The organism is Bacillus sp. EKM206B, from assembly GCF_011066015.1.
Lineage (GTDB): Bacteria > Bacillota > Bacilli > Bacillales > Bacillaceae > Bacillus > Bacillus velezensis.
Window position 1 is genome coordinate 1 of the sequence record NZ_JAAMNL010000011.1, and the last position, 16,525, is coordinate 16,525.

Genomic DNA, 16,525 nt, shown 5'->3' on the forward strand with positions numbered 1-16,525 from the left:
TGGCGGTCCGGACGGGACTCGAACCCGCGACCTCCTGCGTGACAGGCAGGCATTCTAACCAACTGAACTACCGGACCTTACAGTAATTTGTCCGGAGAGCCGTATCGTGGCGGCCCTCCGAGGACAAATAAGGAGTTAGCAATAACGCTAAAGTAAATCAATGACCCGTACGGGATTCGAACCCGTGTTACCGCCGTGAAAGGGCGGTGTCTTAACCGCTTGACCAACGGGCCATAAAAAGTGGTGAGCCATGAAGGACTCGAACCTTCGACCCTCTGATTAAAAGTCAGATGCTCTACCAACTGAGCTAATGGCTCCTGATGTGTCGGATTATGTATCATAGAGCATTCAGACAAAAGCTTTCTTGCAGTACTCTATTGAAGCTGTTCCGTAACAACGAGATTTATAATATCATAGAACATTCGAAAGTGGCAACTACTTTTTTGAAAAAAATCTATTATTTTTTTCCTACATAAAAAAACAAGCCTCCGTGACCGGAGGCTTGTTTGCTGCAAATTCTTAGTTAGCGCGGTATACACTGCGGATGACGTTCGTTTGTGAACGGTCGGGACCGACAGAGAAAATAGAAAGCGGAATACCTGTCAGCTGAGACACGCGTTCCAGATAATGGCGCGCATTTTCAGGAAGATCGCTTAATGTTTTTGCACCTGTGATATCTTCCGTCCAGCCAAGCATTTCTTCATATACCGGTTCACACTCTGCGAGAGCTTTCAGACTTGCCGGGAATTCTTCAATCACTTCACCTTTGTAGCGGTAAGCGACACAGATTTTCAATGTTTCAATGCCAGTCAGCACATCGATTGAGTTCAGAGAAAGATCTGTGATTCCGCTGACGCGGCGGGCATGGCGGACAACAACGCTGTCAAACCAGCCGACACGGCGCGGACGGCCTGTCGTTGTGCCGTATTCGCGTCCGACTTCACGGATTTGATCTCCGATTTCATCTTTCAGCTCAGTCGGGAAAGGACCGTCACCGACACGGGTTGTGTACGCTTTAGATACACCGACGACGTGCTGGATTTTTGTCGGACCTACGCCTGAACCGATCGTCACCCCTCCGGCGACCGGGTTGGATGAAGTGACAAACGGGTATGTCCCTTGGTCGATATCAAGCATAACCCCTTGAGCGCCTTCAAATAAAACGCGGCGGCCTTCATCCAGCGCGTCATTCAGAACGACGGATGTATCGCATACATACTTTTTAATCTGCTGGCCGTATTCATAATACTCATCCAGAATATCTTCAATTTTGAAGCCTTCCGTTTCATACATTTTTTCCAGCAGACGGTTTTTCTCTTCAAGGTTCCGCTCAAGCTTTTCTGCAAACACGTCGCGATCTAACAGGTCTGCGATCCGAATGCCGATCCGCGCCGCTTTGTCCATATAAGCAGGTCCGATGCCTTTTTTCGTTGTGCCGATCTTGTTGGCCCCTTTGCGTTCTTCCTCTACTTCATCCAGTTTCAGATGGTATGGAAGAATGACGTGGGCTCTGTTGCTGATTCTCAAGTTATCCGTGCTCACATTGCGTTCATGAAGATACGCAAGCTCCGTTACGAGCGCTTTCGGATCAACAACCATTCCGTTCCCGATGACACACGCTTTTTCTTTATAAAAAATTCCTGATGGGATTAAATGAAGCTTGTACGTGACGCCATCAAACTTGATGGTATGTCCTGCATTGTTTCCGCCTTGATAACGTGCGATCACTTCTGCATTTTCTGATAGGAAATCTGTAATTTTACCTTTTCCTTCATCGCCCCACTGCGTACCTACTACGACTACTGAAGACATATATCCGTGCACCTCCGTTAACCTTTCAAAACGATATCTCATTCAAACAAATTAAGTGTATCAGTGCCGAAACAGAAAGTCAATCGTAAATCCGAACGTTTAAATCTTATTATTCTATATTTGTTCGCCTTAAACCTGATTAAAAGCGTTTTCTCTTTCATTTGCTATCTATTACTCCCGAAACTTTCATACTTTAACATGAAAAAGAACCCGTATCCCGGATTCTTCAGACAGTCATTTATATTCCGCTTGTATTCATCAGGACGATCCGCCAGCCGTCAGGATCTTCGATGGTCACGCCTTTTTCTTCCCAGTACGGATTTTCGGGTTCTTTCTCCTCATATCCCATCTGCTTTAATTTCGTGCTGATGCGAATGACCTCCTGCTGATCAGGGATGTAAAAGACAAGCAGGCTGTCGCCGTGCGGAACGGGCGCCGGATGAGACGAGCCGGTTTCTTCGGTGAATTCTAAATGATATTGCGTATGCGGCAGGCCGAACATGACGCCGCTGTAGCCCTCATGTCCGGAAAAACTGCCGATTCTCTTCAATCCGAGGCCTTCTTCATAAAACCTGATGATTTCCTTAAGCTGTCCGGTCGGCCGGGCAATCCGGATTTGCGCCGCTTGAAAATGCGGAAATTCAATTGTCATCATCATCCCTCCCTTAATGCCATTATATAAAAGCGCTTTCTTTTTTTCGTCTGCCGAACGGACGGCATTCTCTCATTCTTTCGGATGAAAAAAAGCCTCAAGACATTGCTTGAGGCTTTACGCACCTGCCGGAACACCGCCGTCATCAAAGCGCCTTTCCAGGTTTACGAACTTATTGTATTCTTTCACAAAAGCCAGTGAGACGGTGCCCACCGGGCCGTTACGCTGTTTGGCAATAATGATTTCGATGATGTTTTTGTTTTCGGATTCTTTATCATAGTAATCATCACGATACAGGAAGGCGACGATGTCGGCATCCTGCTCAATACTTCCCGACTCACGGATATCTGACATCATCGGACGTTTATCCTGCCGCTGCTCAACACCCCGGGAGAGCTGAGACAGGGCAATGACCGGGACTTCAAGCTCCCGCGCCAGCGCTTTTAGCGCCCGTGAAATTTCCGATACCTCTTGCTGACGGTTGTCGCTCGAACGGCCGCTTCCCTGAATGAGCTGCAGGTAGTCAATTAAAATCATGCCCAATCCGTTCTCCTGCTTCAGTCTGCGGCATTTTGAACGGATTTCGCTGACACGGATGCCGGGGGTGTCATCTATAAAGATACCGCTGTTTGACAGGCTTCCCATCGCCATCGTCAGCTTGCCCCAATCTTCTTCCGTCAGATTACCCGTTCTGAGATTTTGGGCGTTAATATTCCCTTCAGCGCAGAGCATACGCATGACAAGCTGCTCGGCACCCATCTCAAGACTGAATATCGCGACGCTCTCATCCGTTTTGGTGGCCACGTTTTGCGCAATATTTAAGGCAAACGCCGTTTTCCCCACAGACGGACGGGCTGCGACAATGATCAGATCATTCCGCTGAAAACCCGCCGTCATCCGGTCAAGCTCGATGAAACCGGTCGGAATCCCGGTTATATCGCCTTTCCGGTTGTGAAGCTGCTCAATGTTGTCGTATGTTTGCACAAGCACGTCTTTAATATTTTGGAAGGCGCCCGAATTTTTTCGCTGCGCGACCTCCATAATTGTTTTTTCCGCATCGCTTAATAAATCTTCAACTTCATCCTCGCGCGTATACCCGTCTTGAGCGATCGAGGTCGCCGTTCTGATTAAACGGCGGAGAATGGATTTTTCCTCAACGATTTTCGCGTAATATTCTATATTAGCCGCTGTCGGAACGGAATTCGCGATGTCCGTCAGGTAAGAGACGCCTCCCACCTCTTCTAACAAATCGGTATTCGCAAGCTCTGACGTTACCGTGACCAAATCAACCGGTTCACCGCGGTCTCCGAGCACGAGCATGGCATTGTAAATTTTTTGATGTGACATTCTGTAGAAATCATCCGGAATCAACACTTCAGAAGCCAGTGTTAACGCAGACGGCTGTAAAAAAACAGCACCTAACACGGCCTGCTCAGCTTCTATGTTTTGCGGCGGCAGCCGATCATTCAGAAGGTCTGTCATGCTAAGCACCGTCCTCTCCTTAAAAAATATCCAAACTCCATTTTACCATTTCTCAAGAAAAAGAATAGAAAAACATCACTTTCCCTGTATTTGTCAAACAGCGGCTGCGTGTTTCACCATTCCGAATGCTGGGAAACAAATAAATAAATCGAAACCAGGAGGTAAGAAGGATGAAAACATATGCAGTAACACCTAGTATTGATGCGGACGGATGGTTTGTGAAGGTGGAAAATGTGGCGCCGACGGCTCTTTATACATCAAAGGACGCGGCGATCGAGAAAGCGGAGCAGACGGCTAAAGAGAACAGCCCGTCTAAGCTTGTCATTTATGATCAGCATAAAAACATTGAAGAAGAACGGTCCTTTTAAGAAAAGCCTTCGCCCGAGCGAGGGCTTTTCTTAATCGATGAAACGGATGTGCAGCACCGTCTGCGCCATGAGATCGGCCGTTTTTTGATACAGCTCCCATTCTTCACAGGCGGCGAATACTTTCATCATGTCCTGCAATGTCTGTTTCAGTATGATAAATTCGTCAATTGTCCGCAGTTCTGCGGCTTTTTTCTGATAATCAGCCAGCTTCAGCTGTAATAACATCAATGGCGATTGCATAAAAAACCTCCCCCATTCTGTTATAAAGCCCCGCTTTTCAAACCTCCATTCCTTTGTCATATCCTCTTACGATAGATTTCTGATTTTAGTACAATAAAGAAACGGAAGGAGTGATCACATGAAACCGCTGCAAATTTCCGCCGAAACGGCGCAAAAACTCGCAGAATCACTGAATATGCCGCTTGAGAGAATCATGCACATGCCTCAGCACATTCTGCTTGCCAAATTAGCTGAAGTCCAAAAAGAGAACGATCACAAATAAAGGCTGCTCTCTCATATATATGTGCGGGAGGCGGAAGCGATGGCTTTCCGCCTCTTTTTTCGTTAAGAAAATTTTGGTAAAACATTCTTTGAACGGAATCGATCCGATTTTAACCGTCTCACAGCTGAAAAAACTTGTTGACGAAGGAAAAGTGAAATATTTCTTATTATCCGGAAACAATTCAGGCAATACGAAGCTTGTCTCATGGAGGAAAAAGCACGGCACAAAAATCTCAGCTGACCAATACAGCACCGGAAAAACAAGCTCAGCCCGGCAAGGAATGACGGGCGGCCCGGGCGGACAAAGTCAGCAGACTCTGTATGAGATGAAAAAATAGTTCGGAAAGAGGCTGGATAGTTAAACGCCGGCCTCTTTATTTTGCTCTTGAAGCACCTGCCATGCGGCGCCGGTATCATTCAGAAAAATGATTGATAAATCCTTTCTATTTTTGAAACCATCAGTTCCTGACGCAGATGCCGGCCGGCATAGGAGCGCGCTTCTTTTCCAAGCCGTTCCCTGAGAGACTGATCCGTAATCAGCATTACGAGAGCATCAGCAAGTTCGCGGCTGTTGCCGGGCTGGCAAATAAGCCCTGTGCCCTCATGCCGGATCATCTCAGGGATTCCTCCGCAGTCAGTTGCGACAATGGCGTGACCTGAGAACATCGCTTCGATGATCGCTATAGGGAAATTATCATTCAATGTCGGCAGGACAAATATAGATGATTCAGCCAAAAGCGCCGGCACATCACGTCGTTTTCCGAGGAAAAACACATTTGAGAGGCCCAGTTTCCGTCTCTTCTCTTCCAGAAACCCTCTCATGTTTCCGTCTCCGATGATCCATATATCAACTCCGGATAAATGGTGCCGGATGCGGGCGAGAGCGTCCAGCAGCACATCATGTCCTTTTCGCTCGGTCAGACGGGAAACGCACGCAATCACGAGCTTTTCAGCACGTTTTGACTCAGGGGCATCCTGAATGTCAATGCCGGTATGAACAGTCGTCAGCTGAGCCTCCTTCGCTCCGTACTCCAGCAAGGGCTCGTGAAAGGAGTCGCTGATTGTAATGATTTTATCCGAAGCCCGAATACCCTGCCTTTCTATTTCACTGAAATATGCCTCTTCTATTGAACCCTTTTGGATTTTATGGAACTTCATCCGGCTCTTCGTAAAATGTCCGTGCGGCGTGAAAAAAAGAGGACGCTGGTACGTTTGATTAAGGTATCCCAGCAAAAATACCGCAAATAAATCCTGCGCGTGAAACAGGTCATATTGTTCTAAGTCTTTCTCCTTCAAAAATCTTTGAAAGACATGTAAATAGCTGAGATTCTTCACAAACTTTTCGTTTGCGGCGCCGTATCTGCCAACAAGAAACGCTCTGATCTCGTCAGCGGCCCGCGGGATATCTTCCTGAAAAAAAGATGGCGGCATTTGAAGCGGCGAGATGACATCCGCCTGATGACCGATGCGCTCAAAACCCGTCTTAATTGATGTGATATAACTCGCCAACCCTCCGACATTCGGGTAACGGAGAAAGGTTGCGTACAGAATACGCAATGGCTTTTTTCGTTTGGGGGAGCTTTTTCCTTCCGCACAGAACGAATACAGCATCTCTGGCTCACTTTGATGTTCGATCCCGTAAAATTGATCCATGACGCGCAATAAGGCTGGAGGCACCAGACCGTTCGGCTTACCGATCTCTTCTTTCACATCCGCTCCCCCTCTCTCAAACTTATAATCCTAATTCCCGTCCCCATTTTGACACTTTGTCAACATGATACGGCAGCAGTTCCCCTCCCCGATTGTCGAAGATTCTCCGCAATTGGGTATGAAGCCCTTTCTCAAGTGTTCTCTGCAAATAAGCCATTTTATAAAGCGTCATAGGAGGGGTCTGAAAATGAATGCCCCGCTTTTTCATTTCTTTCGTATACACTTTTACGCAATACGTCCGAATATCTTCTGCGTGCCGGCTCCAATCTTTTCTGAAGCCAAGCAGAATTTCAACCAGCACCGTCATATCAAACCAAACCGGCGCGTATTTTGCGGATTCCCAATCGATGAATTGAATATCCCACGGTTCATGTCCGGACGCATCGTGGGTGCAGATATTCTGCATATGAAGATCACCGTGTGTGATGGCTGAGCCGTTTTGTATCAATTCAGGGAAAAAATCCGGCTCCTCCTGCTCAAGCAAGTTTGTAATTTGCCGATAATGAGGCTTCACGATATCTTTTGTGCGCTCATCTTTAAGAGCCCTATCCAATAATTCCGCTGTCTTTTTGATCTGCTTTTTACGCCCTTTTCTCATGGTTTCCGATCCATATACCGGCAGCCACGACCGCCATTTACCGTCAGAAATATTCTTGTTTTCAAAGGTGCGGCTGTGCAGTTCTGCGACAGACGGAATAATATACTTGAAATGCTTCGGGTGAAATGTAAGCTGTCCCCTGATCTGGCTGACAAACTCCATAAATATCCACGTTTCATGGTCACTTTCTTCTATAAGATAGATATCCGGCAGCAAATCCCCTAAAACAGAACGGGCTTTCCCGTATATATTAATCTCGACCTTGTTTTTTTCACGGGAAGATTTATATACCTTCAATATCAGCGGAACAGTTCCGGATTTTTTCTTTACAAACAGTTTATAAATGGCGCTTCTGTCTGTCGATTTCAGGCATGTGATGTCATCCGGATTCACCGCAGCCCTTTCACCGAACGAATACGACAGTTTTTCGTCAATTCTCAGTTTTTGAAATGCGCCATACAAAAGATCCTTTTCATACATGCCGATCTTCCTTCCGCTTCCGTTTCCAGCTGTTTTTGAGATGAGACCAAGTGTTTCTGATAAAGGGCATCGGGTCATTCCAAGCAAAAAGAGCGTACTCTTTTTTTCCTTTACACCCTTTCCAAAAATCCCGGAACGTCATTTCTCCTCTTTTTCGTTTCTTCAAAAACGTTAAGAAATAACGCACCTCATAAATCCAGTTGATTCCGTCTTTTTGTTCGAGCTGGGGCTTCACATGTTGTCCGGTCAAATACAGATAGTACATGTAAACGAAATGAACGCCTGCCGGTTCTGTCAGGCTATGGCTGAGCCAAAAGCGCGGATTAATTTCGATAAACTTGTAAACATTGTCCCGGGGATCCTTTTTAAATTCCGCCATGCCTACTCCCTTCAGCTGAATCGCTTCAAAAAACGGCAGGGTCTTCTCAATTAAATCAGGAAGCCGTTTGCTGACGACGTGGGCCCCCGCGCCAAAATCAGCAGGGAATTGATGGTTCTTTTGCAGAGAGAATAAGCCCATTAATTTCATTTGGTCATCATAAAAAGTGGCGACTTTATAAAAACACTGGTTGTCTCCGGGGATGATCTCCTGCACGAGCAGTTCTCCATTTTCTCTGTAGGAGCTGAACTCCTTGCGCAATTGTGCGGCATCCTTCATTACAATTGCTTTTTTGTTTACTTTTTTTCTGTATTCATGGCCGGCCACCGGTTTTAAAATACACGGGAAGTCAATATTGGCGATGGCCTCTTCCAGCTCATCCTGATTGTTCGGAAAAAAGGTTTTCGGGCAGGGGATGTGATGCTTGACCGCTAATTCATATGCTTTGCTTTTATCTAAGACCGTTTCTAACAGAGAGTGGCTCGGGAGCAAAAATAAAAAAAAACCGGCTAATGTCTCGCGGAATTTAGATATAAATCCCGCATAATCATCAGATCCTGCGTACAGAACCGGCTTTGCTTGGAATCGCTTCCCGAAATCAGTCAGAAATGTCAGCAGTTCTTCCTCTTGTGTTAAAGGGCTGGGACATATCCCGCAATCTGCCAATCTTGATTTTCCGATACGATAAGGTCCCTCCGTGTCAAACGCGTAAACATCGATTCCTCTTCGGGCCAGGCTGCGAATGATCCCAATCCCGTTTGCACTGAAATCAAGTACAACGGCTGCATGTTCATGTTTCATGATCTCCCTCCGAGCTGTTGGTATTTTGATAAATCGATTCGATATTTTTTATCATCGTCTCACTGCTTAAATATTTCTCCGCGTAGGCCTTTGCGTTTGAAGCAGCTATCTCCCGCGCAGATTTGTTAGAGATAAAAAACGCTAAAGCCCGGGCAAGAACCTTTGCATTTCCCGGCTCGACAATAAGTCCCGTTTTGTTATGGCGGATCAGATCCGGAATACCCCCGCAATCGGTCGCGATGATAGCCGAGCCGCTGAACATCGCTTCAATAATCGAAATAGGCAGACTATCATTAATGGTCGGCAGTACGAATATGTCCGTCATATTCAAAATAGCGGGAACATCATCTCTTTTTCCTAAAAAGGAGACCATAGATAGATTCAGTTTTCGAGCCTGTTCCTCTAAGGCGCTCCTCATCTCTCCGTCGCCCGCGATCAGCACTTCAACATGCTCAAGTACATCAGATGGAATTCTCGAAAGTGCGTCCAGTAAATATTTGTGACCTTTTCTCGGGCCTAATCTTGCAATACACGAGATGATGATCTTATTTTTCGGTAACGGGGTTTTTCTTTTCCCGCCTGTTTTTGCATCGTAATCGATTCCTGTGATCACCGTTGCCATGTCTTCCTGTTCGGCTCCGAGCTTCATGAGCGGGCTGCGGAACGTATCGCTGATAATAATCAGGCGATCTGCGTATTCAATGGCTTTCATCTCTAGTTTTTTATAATAAAACTCTTCTACCGATCCTTTTTTAAAGATGTGAAATTTAAGTCTGTTGAAAGTAAACATGCCATGCGGTGTGAAAAATAAAGGTTTCTTATAGATTTGATTGAATCTGCCTAATATATTGGCTGTAAATAAATCTTGAGCATGAAACACATCATATTTCTCCAGATGAATCTTTTGAAGCATTTGCTCGTATATAAACATCAGCCGATTATTCTTCAAAATATGATCACTGTAATCCCCGTATCTGTCACTAAAGAAATCTTTTAATTTCGGAACAACATCCGCCCGCAGTTCTTTTACCTGTGCGGACGGAAACAGATTGGGGGATATGACATCCACCTTATGACCTCTTTTTTTCAGTCCTTCACTAAGCGTTTTAATATAGTTTGATAAACCGCCCGTGTGCGGGTAGTCCCAAAACGTGGCAATCAAAATGGATAACTTCTGTTTTTTTCCGTATAATCGCGGAATATGATATGCATGTTTCATCTGAGTCTTTACCGCCGTCTTTTTTTGCGGGCGCGCTTTGACCCCGTAGTAGCGGTCAAGCGTCTGAATCATATACGGATACGGGACGGAAAATGTCTTGATCATTTCCAGATCCTCCGCACGACTTCAAAAGCTTCGGCGTATTCCACACCCGCCGTCATCCCTCTGACTCTTCCTAAATGTTTTACGCCTTCATATGAACGGGGATGAGGGTAATCCCTCATTTCTACGTCATAGTGGTGAAGCGCCGCGAGTTTGGCATCCATTGTGTCTGTGATATTGACGAAGTAATTAGGCTTGAAAAGTTTATCAGCCGTATTCCTCTCCCACTCGCTTGAAGATAGCGTTTCGAACGTAAGCAGTTCGATAGGCTTTTGATTCGGAAGCGGTCTGGCGGCTGTTAAAACTGCTTGGAATGTTCTCTGGTGATCCATATTGATATCGCCGTAATGATGTGTAAAGATTTTTTCAGGCTGATAGACGCGAATGAGCTGCTCTAATTCTTTGACAAGCTTATGAAGAGGGATACATTCCAGCTCTAAATTCGTATGCTCCAAAAAGATGACTTTCTCAATTCCAAGCTCTTGATTCGCGCGTTCGCCTAATTGTTTAATATGATGAGCTTCTTCTTTTCTTCCTAATGCCGTAATAATGGAAATCACTTTATATCCTTCATTGATCAGCCGTTTTATGGTGCCCGCTGCTCCCAATAGTTCATCATCGGGATGAGCGCCGATAACCATAATGTATTCTGCCATTTTTTCCACACTCCACCAAACAAATGTTACAAATATCATATGACGACCCTAAAAAAAGGAAACTTACATATGCGGATTTTCAGAAACTTACATGTGCGGCTGCCATTCCAGGTAACGTGACGGATTTAATTTTTTTATAGTGTTCAAAAACTCATCCGCCAAGCCGTATTTGTCCAGTCCTTTTAATAGTTTTACGGGAAACCGGGTAATGGCGGAAAAAGCTCTTTTATGGTCGATGACTTTAAGATTTCCGTGTTCATTGATCAGAATGTGCCTGATTTCGGCATCCCATCTGGTAAAACCGATTCTTTTTAATTCATCCAGCATATTTAAAATATCAGCAGTCAGTTTGACGGACAGGGATTTTTCTTTTCTGATATGGCGGGCAAGAGAGGTGCCTTGGATGTATTCCATCACAATATAACGATCTCCGTATTCATACAGTCTTGGAATCACCGGGGAACCTTGTCCGGTCTTTAAAGCCGCCAATTCCTTCTTGCATGTCCCTTTTTCAAAGAAGTATTTTACGCATTTGTTGTGTGTTAAGCGGTAGACTTCCCCGTCTTTTCCGTCTCCGATCAGCGGATAGTGCTCCAGCGCCTTTTTATTCTCCGGATTATTAAAATATGTTTCAGAAAAAAATCGTTTCATACCGACACATCCTTCGTTATGATGTAATATAATATGCAATCTGGTAACGATCGGAAATGAAACAATCTCATCATTTTCTTGCGCTGCGCCGTCTGCTGACATGAAAAAAACCCGCCGGATCGGCGGGTTTTTCATTGTATTTTACGCTTCTTCTTTTACGTGAACCTTCAGCACAGCCTGAACTTCAGGGTGCAGCTTTACAGGAACGTTTGTATATCCCAGTGTGCGGATACCGTCTTGGAGCTCCAGTTTCCGTTTATCCACTTTAATCTTATGCGTTTTTTGCAGCGCTTCTGCAATCTGTTTGCTTGTGACAGATCCGAATAGACGGCCGCCTTCACCGGATTTGGCACTCAGCTCAACAGTCAGCTGTTCAAGCGTTTCCTTCAAATCTTTCGCTCTTTCAAGCTCGGCAATCGCTTCTTTTTTCTCTTTTTCTTTCTGTCCTTTCAATGCGCTGATGTTTGTCGCATTTGCTTCGACAGCGAGGCCTTTTTTAATGAGAAAGTTATGTGCATAACCGTCTGCTACGTTTTTCATTTCGCCTTTTTTTCCTTTACCTTTTACATCTTGTAAGAAAATAACCTTCATCTCTGAACGCCTCCCTCAAAATATTCATCAATGGCTTCCTTCAGCCGGACGAGCGCTTCTGAGACAGAAATGCCCGATAACTGGGTTGCCGCATTGGTTAAATGCCCTCCGCCATCCAGCGCCTCCATAATAATCTGCACATTGACCTCACCCAGCGATCTCGCACTGATGCACACCGTATGCTCATCCCGTCTGGCTACCGCAAATGAAGCTTCCACTTCACTCATCGATAAGAGGGAATCAGCCGCCTGCGCAATCAGCACCTGGTCAAAGTACTCCTCTTCGTTCTCAGGAAGAGAAGCAATCGCGATATGTTCTTTATAAAGAGACGTATGCTGGATCAGCTTCGCCCGCTTGATATAAGAACCGACGGATTCTTTGAGAACTTTCTGCACCAGAACCGTATCTGCGCCTTTCGCTCTCAAATAAGAAGCGGCGTCGAACGTCCGCGAGCCCGTGCGAAGGGAAAAACTCTTTGTATCCACTATTATACCAGCTAACAGGGCCGTCGCTTCAATCATATTGATTTTGAGCCGCTTCGGCTGGTATTCAAGCAGCTCCGTCACGAGTTCTGCGGTGGATGAAGCATATGGCTCCATATAAACGAGCAGCGGGTCTTTAATAAATTCCTCGCCTCTGCGGTGGTGGTCAATCACAACGATGTGCTCGATTTTGTTCACGAGACGCTCTTCCATCACAAGGGATGGTTTATGTGTATCAACGACGACAAGCAGCGTGTCGTCATTTGAAATTTCCATCGCCTCTTCCGGCGTGATGAACCGCGACCACAGCTCTTCATATTTTTTAATTTCTTCAATCAGACGCTGAACGCTTGATCCGATCTGGTTCGGATCAATGACGATGTAGCCTTCTTTGCCGTTGGCCTGCGCCACCTTCAATATTCCGATTGCGGCTCCGACTGCGTCCATATCAGGAAATTTGTGCCCCATAATAATGACATTGCTGCTTTCTGAGACAATTTCCTTGAGCGCGTGGGAAATCACCCGGGCGCGCACCCTTGTGCGCTTCTCCATCGGATTCGTTTTGCCGCCGTAAAATTTCACCTTGCCGTTCGGCATTTTGATCGCCACTTGGTCGCCTCCGCGGCCGAGAGCCAAATCCAGGCTGGACTGCGCCAGATCTCCAAGCTCCTTCAAGGAAGAAACCGATGCGCCGATCCCGATGCTGAGAGTCAAAGATACAGTGTGAACGGCTGTTTTTTCTCGGATTTCATCCAAAATCGAAAATTTCGCGTTTTCAAGCTCCGTTAAAATGTGTTCATTTAACACCGCGATAAACCGCTCCGAGGACGTCCGTTTCAGGAAAATGCCGTACTCCTGCGCCCACGCATTTAATAATGAGGTGACCTGGCTGTTCATCGTACTTCTCGTTTGGTCATCCAGCCCCTGTGTGACGTCATCATAGTTATCTAAGAAGATATATGCCAGCACGGTTCTCTCATTTTCGTACTGCTTTTCAATCTGAATCTGTTCTGTCACATCAAAGAAATAAAGCAGGCGCTCATCTCTTTTAATCACTACTTTAAACTTCCGCTCATTCAAGGTGATCGTTTCCGAATCGACCTCCTGCTTGATCAGCGGCACGACGGCCTCGCATGTGTCATACAGCGACCGTCCGACGAGCGTGCTTTCATTAAAACAGGAAGACAAAAACGGATTCGCCCACTCAATGTAATATTGATCATTAAACAGCATAATCCCGATAGGCATTTCCATTAATGCCTCTTCGCCTACTTTTTTCAATCTATACGATAACGTGGAGATATAATCGTCAATTTCTTTTCTGATCAGAGAATCCGCACGTTTAATGAAAAACAAGATCACGGCGAGCAGCACAACGCCGATGGCTCCTATCAGCCAGTTAAAGTAAATGCTGATGAGGATTATGATGATTGACAATGCAATCAATGCATAGATGGGATACCGAAACAACGGTTTTTCATAAAAACTAGGCATTTCTATCAACTCCCCACCTGTAAGTCACACTCAATTTCGCGTCACCTTATTTCTTATGTTAAAGCCTATGTCAATGATGCCTAAGAGGAGATACACGGACAAGATGAGCGGAAAAAGCACCCCCAGCACAATTGCTAATACAGGAACGGCTTTCGGCATCTCCATTTCGCGGCAATAGAAAAAAATAAACGCTAATCCTTGAATACAAATCAGCAAGCTGAGAATAAATCCCCCATTCAATGAAACCGAATACAGCATATGCCCTTTTTCTAAAGGCAGAAACCCTAATATCGTCACAATAAAATACAGAATGACAACGCTTTGCGGGAGTTTGAGCTCTCTAAAAGGCTTCATCTTCGGAAGATCAGGGGAAAATCGCCGTAAAAGCGGCCTTGCCATAGCATAACTGAGGAAAGAAAAAACGATGCCGGTCAATACGAGCACTGTAGGAAAAAGATATTGAACCGTGCTCAGCTGACTTTCCATCAGCTTGATCTGCTTCCCGAACTGGTCTCCGTAACCCAGCTGTTTTGACATGGTATCAGCCACAGACAGCGACTCCCGAAGCTGGGACATGGTGGTATCAACCACATTCATATTAAGAAACACGATGCTGACCACAAAAAAAACGACGCCGCACAGCACATACGCCATAGCGCCGGCAGCAACCGCATAGCCGGGCTGTTTCTTTTTAAAATAATATCCCATGGCGATTCCCGTACAGGCCGCCGTAAAAGCGCCTGTAAGCCCGGTAAACGAACTTACAATAAAGCTGACAGGAAGGCTGGCAAGCCCCATCCATACCCCGGGCTTCAGACCATGCCGAATGGTGTAAAGAATGATCGGCAGCGGCAAAGCAAAGAGAAGAATTGCCCCCAGTAAAGGGAGGTACACGACCAAAAGGGAAATGATTGCAAAAATACTGATCAAAATGGCGCCTTCTATTAGAGCCCTTGTATTTTTCACTTACTCACCTCAAACCTTGTATCATTCGAACATACGAATAGAAAAGAGCAGCTTAGACGACTGCTCTTTTGACGCCGCAATGTCTCTTTCAAGACCTGAATTTTCCATAAACTCTCCAAAATACACGTATATATTTTAACATAAGTCGAAATCGCAAGTAAAATGAGCGCGGACAGCCGCAATGTTCCATGTGAAACATGAAAACAGACAAACGGACATCCCAGTGAAAGAATGCCCGTTGTATCAGTGATCCTGATCATCCATGAAACCAGAAGTATCTCTGTTTTTCTTTTTGGTTTTTCGTACATATAACAAGACGATAACGATAAGTAAGAGAGTGGTCGCCTGCAAAACCCCGCTGCTGAAAAGGAAGAAGTTCTTTATCATGTCCCACATATAGTTTCACCTCTATTTCGTATTTCCTTTACATTGAGTTTCCCTTTCTGGAAACTTCAAAACATCAGGAACAACATCGGGACCGGGGCATATGCTGAAAGTGAAAATGAAGGATAAAGGAGATTCTTACACCATGACTGAGCGGAGAACATTAGCATGGCATGAAACGTTAGAACTGCATGAGTTAGTGGCTTTCCAGGCAAACGGACTTGTGAAATTAAAAAGAACAGAGCGGGACGTAAGCGATGCCAGATTAAAACAGCTCTACAGATTTTCCATCCATTCGCTGGAACAAAATCTGCGTGAACTGCTTCCTTTCTTCCCTGAAGCTCCCGCTTTTCGTGAGGATGAAACAGAAGAGCGCGCTGATTCCTCCTTTTACAGCGGCGGCCTGCTTATTCTGGCCAAAACATCTGTCCGCAATTATGCCGGAGCCATTACAGAGACGGCCACACCTCAATTAAGACACGTCTTCGTCAAGCACTTAAACGCGGCCATCAAGTGGCACCAAATGGTCTTTGAGTATATGGAAGAACGGGGTCAATATCCGGCTTACAACCTGAGCGAATTGCTGAAAAATGATGTGCGCAACGCCAGAAAAGCCATCGCGATGAAATAAAAAAAAGCAGCAAGGAATTTAATCCTTTGCTGCTTCTTATTTTTGAGCGGACTGATCTTGAGGAGACGTTTTTTCCCGGTATGCCTCGAGAAACTCCCTGTTGGCATCTCCCCATTTCTTCATTTGCAAAACGATCGGTTCCAGCGACCTGCCGAATTCGGTAAGAGAATACTCCACCTTTGGAGGCACCTGCTGATATACCTCGCGATGCACGATGCCGTCCGCCTCAAGCTCGCGAAGCTGAAGCGTCAGCATACGCTGCGTAATGCTGGGGCAAATGCGCCGAAACTCATTAAACCGCTTTTTTCCGCCGATCATATGATAAAACAAAATACCCTTCCACTTTCCGCCGATAACGGAAAGCGTCAGTTCAACCGGACAACCTTCTTTATTCGGATATATGTTCATTTTTCATCCTCCATAGTACCTTTTTTGATACTATATGCTGATTAGCATCTGACTTACCCAGTATTTTACTCGCAATCCTCTCCACCTCTCAACAAAAATGCTTCTTTTTCACATCAATTTTTAAGGTTTTGAAGATTACACCCTCCTCAAGACGTGTT

18 protein-coding genes, 3 tRNA genes and 1 pseudogene are annotated in these 16,525 nt (G+C 45.6%); 4 read left to right on the forward strand and 18 right to left on the reverse strand.

Going from position 1 to position 16,525, the window contains the following annotated elements; all coding sequences use genetic code 11:
- The 6 genes from G9F50_RS16985 to dnaB all read right to left on the reverse strand — a co-directional run bounded on the left by G9F50_RS16985 (position 1) and on the right by dnaB (position 3,946).
- Positions 1 to 77: transfer RNA gene (locus G9F50_RS16985), tRNA-Asp, on the reverse strand.
- A gap of 84 nt (positions 78 to 161) precedes the next feature.
- Positions 162 to 233: transfer RNA gene (locus G9F50_RS16990), tRNA-Glu, on the reverse strand.
- Between the two features lie 8 nt (positions 234 to 241).
- Positions 242 to 317, reverse strand: a tRNA-Lys gene (locus G9F50_RS16995).
- 202 nt (positions 318 to 519) lie between these two features.
- On the reverse strand, positions 520 to 1,812 hold the full coding sequence (gene purA, locus G9F50_RS17000; protein WP_165406473.1) for an adenylosuccinate synthase: 1,293 nt from the start codon (positions 1,810 to 1,812) through the stop codon (positions 520 to 522).
- A 238-nt stretch (positions 1,813 to 2,050) separates the two neighbouring features.
- The gene (locus G9F50_RS17005) at positions 2,051 to 2,464 is read right to left on the reverse strand and encodes a VOC family protein (RefSeq protein WP_017418495.1); all 414 of its coding nucleotides are present in this window, start codon (positions 2,462 to 2,464) and stop codon (positions 2,051 to 2,053) included.
- A 117-nt stretch (positions 2,465 to 2,581) separates the two neighbouring features.
- A complete protein-coding gene (gene dnaB, locus G9F50_RS17010) occupies positions 2,582 to 3,946 on the reverse strand; it encodes a replicative DNA helicase (protein WP_004393100.1) in 1,365 nt (454 codons plus the stop codon).
- A gap of 170 nt (positions 3,947 to 4,116) precedes the next feature.
- Here dnaB and G9F50_RS17015 point away from each other — a divergent pair, with 170 nt between their 5' ends.
- The gene (locus tag G9F50_RS17015) at positions 4,117 to 4,314 is read left to right on the forward strand and encodes a DUF2188 domain-containing protein (RefSeq protein ID WP_025285570.1); all 198 of its coding nucleotides are present in this window, start codon (positions 4,117 to 4,119) and stop codon (positions 4,312 to 4,314) included.
- Between the two features lie 30 nt (positions 4,315 to 4,344).
- On the opposite strand, the gene G9F50_RS17020 is transcribed toward G9F50_RS17015, so the two are convergent.
- Positions 4,345 to 4,554 (reverse strand): hypothetical protein, encoded by a 210-nt coding sequence (locus G9F50_RS17020; RefSeq protein ID WP_012118898.1) that lies wholly within the window; start codon positions 4,552 to 4,554, stop codon positions 4,345 to 4,347.
- A 118-nt stretch (positions 4,555 to 4,672) separates the two neighbouring features.
- Between G9F50_RS17020 and G9F50_RS17025 the strand changes: the two genes are divergently transcribed.
- Positions 4,673 to 4,816: a YycC family protein gene (locus tag G9F50_RS17025; protein ID WP_007407902.1), complete on the forward strand. Its 144-nt coding sequence runs from the start codon at positions 4,673 to 4,675 to the stop codon at positions 4,814 to 4,816.
- A 91-nt stretch (positions 4,817 to 4,907) separates the two neighbouring features.
- Positions 4,908 to 5,153 (forward strand): annotated as a pseudogene (locus G9F50_RS17030) (mannosyltransferase YkcB-related protein); the annotation flags it as partial.
- Between the two features lie 79 nt (positions 5,154 to 5,232).
- On the opposite strand, the gene G9F50_RS17035 reads toward G9F50_RS17030, so the two are convergent.
- The 10 genes from G9F50_RS17035 to G9F50_RS17080 form a co-directional block, all read right to left on the reverse strand.
- Positions 5,233 to 6,525, reverse strand: coding sequence for a glycosyltransferase family 4 protein (locus G9F50_RS17035; protein ID WP_060562286.1), 1,293 nt, complete (start codon positions 6,523 to 6,525; stop codon positions 5,233 to 5,235).
- 22 nt (positions 6,526 to 6,547) lie between these two features.
- On the reverse strand, positions 6,548 to 7,603 hold the full coding sequence (locus G9F50_RS17040; RefSeq protein ID WP_060562285.1) for a phosphotransferase: 1,056 nt from the start codon (positions 7,601 to 7,603) through the stop codon (positions 6,548 to 6,550).
- Positions 7,596 to 8,783 (reverse strand): carboxylate--amine ligase, encoded by a 1,188-nt coding sequence (locus tag G9F50_RS17045; protein WP_025285573.1) that lies wholly within the window; start codon positions 8,781 to 8,783, stop codon positions 7,596 to 7,598. Before G9F50_RS17045 ends, G9F50_RS17040 begins: the two co-directional genes overlap by 8 nt.
- Complete coding sequence (locus G9F50_RS17050; RefSeq protein WP_060562284.1) at positions 8,773 to 10,107, reverse strand: glycosyltransferase family 4 protein; 1,335 nt, start codon at positions 10,105 to 10,107, stop codon at positions 8,773 to 8,775. Before G9F50_RS17050 ends, G9F50_RS17045 begins: the two co-directional genes overlap by 11 nt.
- A complete protein-coding gene (locus G9F50_RS17055; protein WP_060562283.1) occupies positions 10,104 to 10,760 on the reverse strand; it encodes a PIG-L deacetylase family protein in 657 nt (218 codons plus the stop codon). Before G9F50_RS17055 ends, G9F50_RS17050 begins: the two co-directional genes overlap by 4 nt.
- Before the next feature lie 87 nt (positions 10,761 to 10,847).
- Positions 10,848 to 11,546 carry a protein kinase family protein gene (locus tag G9F50_RS17060; RefSeq protein WP_079891088.1) on the reverse strand — a complete coding sequence of 233 codons (699 nt, stop codon included), beginning with the start codon at positions 11,544 to 11,546 and terminating at the stop codon, positions 10,848 to 10,850.
- 6 nt (positions 11,547 to 11,552) lie between these two features.
- The gene (rplI, locus tag G9F50_RS17065) at positions 11,553 to 12,002 is read right to left on the reverse strand and encodes a 50S ribosomal protein L9 (RefSeq protein ID WP_004393063.1); all 450 of its coding nucleotides are present in this window, start codon (positions 12,000 to 12,002) and stop codon (positions 11,553 to 11,555) included.
- The gene (locus G9F50_RS17070) at positions 11,999 to 13,978 is read right to left on the reverse strand and encodes a DHH family phosphoesterase (RefSeq protein ID WP_007615000.1); all 1,980 of its coding nucleotides are present in this window, start codon (positions 13,976 to 13,978) and stop codon (positions 11,999 to 12,001) included. Before G9F50_RS17070 ends, rplI begins: the two co-directional genes overlap by 4 nt.
- A 30-nt stretch (positions 13,979 to 14,008) precedes the next feature.
- On the reverse strand, positions 14,009 to 14,944 hold the full coding sequence (locus tag G9F50_RS17075; RefSeq protein ID WP_007615002.1) for a YybS family protein: 936 nt from the start codon (positions 14,942 to 14,944) through the stop codon (positions 14,009 to 14,011).
- A 243-nt stretch (positions 14,945 to 15,187) separates the two neighbouring features.
- Entirely contained in the window at positions 15,188 to 15,340 is a 153-nt protein-coding gene (locus G9F50_RS17080; RefSeq protein ID WP_004393059.1) for a hypothetical protein, read from the reverse strand.
- A gap of 133 nt (positions 15,341 to 15,473) precedes the next feature.
- Between G9F50_RS17080 and G9F50_RS17085 the strand changes: the two genes are divergently transcribed.
- Positions 15,474 to 15,959, forward strand: a complete 486-nt coding sequence (locus G9F50_RS17085; protein ID WP_007407913.1) for a spore coat protein — start codon at positions 15,474 to 15,476, stop codon at positions 15,957 to 15,959.
- A 36-nt stretch (positions 15,960 to 15,995) separates the two neighbouring features.
- Here G9F50_RS17085 and G9F50_RS17090 read toward each other — a convergent pair whose 3' ends face one another.
- Entirely contained in the window at positions 15,996 to 16,367 is a 372-nt protein-coding gene (locus tag G9F50_RS17090; protein ID WP_007615010.1) for a winged helix-turn-helix transcriptional regulator, read from the reverse strand.
- Positions 16,368 to 16,525 lie beyond the last annotated feature (158 nt).

Bases quoted from the DNA above. Each gene is read 5' to 3' on its own strand.
- purA (WP_165406473.1), bottom strand. From the start codon at position 1,812: ATGTCTTCAGTAGTCGTAGTAGGTACGCAGTGGGGCGATGAAGGAAAA.
- G9F50_RS17005 (WP_017418495.1), bottom strand. From the start codon at position 2,464: ATGACAATTGAATTTCCGCATTTTCAAGCGGCGCAAATCCGGATTGCC.
- dnaB (WP_004393100.1), bottom strand. From the start codon at position 3,946: ATGACAGACCTTCTGAATGATCGGCTGCCGCCGCAAAACATAGAAGCT.
- G9F50_RS17015 (WP_025285570.1), top strand. From the start codon at position 4,117: ATGAAAACATATGCAGTAACACCTAGTATTGATGCGGACGGATGGTTT.
- G9F50_RS17020 (WP_012118898.1), bottom strand. From the start codon at position 4,554: ATGCAATCGCCATTGATGTTATTACAGCTGAAGCTGGCTGATTATCAG.
- G9F50_RS17025 (WP_007407902.1), top strand. From the start codon at position 4,673: ATGAAACCGCTGCAAATTTCCGCCGAAACGGCGCAAAAACTCGCAGAA.
- G9F50_RS17040 (WP_060562285.1), bottom strand. From the start codon at position 7,603: ATGTATGAAAAGGATCTTTTGTATGGCGCATTTCAAAAACTGAGAATT.
- G9F50_RS17045 (WP_025285573.1), bottom strand. From the start codon at position 8,783: ATGAAACATGAACATGCAGCCGTTGTACTTGATTTCAGTGCAAACGGG.
- G9F50_RS17050 (WP_060562284.1), bottom strand. From the start codon at position 10,107: ATGATCAAGACATTTTCCGTCCCGTATCCGTATATGATTCAGACGCTT.
- G9F50_RS17055 (WP_060562283.1), bottom strand. From the start codon at position 10,760: ATGGCAGAATACATTATGGTTATCGGCGCTCATCCCGATGATGAACTA.
- G9F50_RS17060 (WP_079891088.1), bottom strand. From the start codon at position 11,546: ATGAAAAACCCGCCGATCCGGCGGGTTTTTTTCATGTCAGCAGACGGC.
- rplI (WP_004393063.1), bottom strand. From the start codon at position 12,002: ATGAAGGTTATTTTCTTACAAGATGTAAAAGGTAAAGGAAAAAAAGGC.
- G9F50_RS17070 (WP_007615000.1), bottom strand. From the start codon at position 13,978: ATGCCTAGTTTTTATGAAAAACCGTTGTTTCGGTATCCCATCTATGCA.
- G9F50_RS17080 (WP_004393059.1), bottom strand. From the start codon at position 15,340: ATGTGGGACATGATAAAGAACTTCTTCCTTTTCAGCAGCGGGGTTTTG.
- G9F50_RS17085 (WP_007407913.1), top strand. From the start codon at position 15,474: ATGACTGAGCGGAGAACATTAGCATGGCATGAAACGTTAGAACTGCAT.
- G9F50_RS17090 (WP_007615010.1), bottom strand. From the start codon at position 16,367: ATGAACATATATCCGAATAAAGAAGGTTGTCCGGTTGAACTGACGCTT.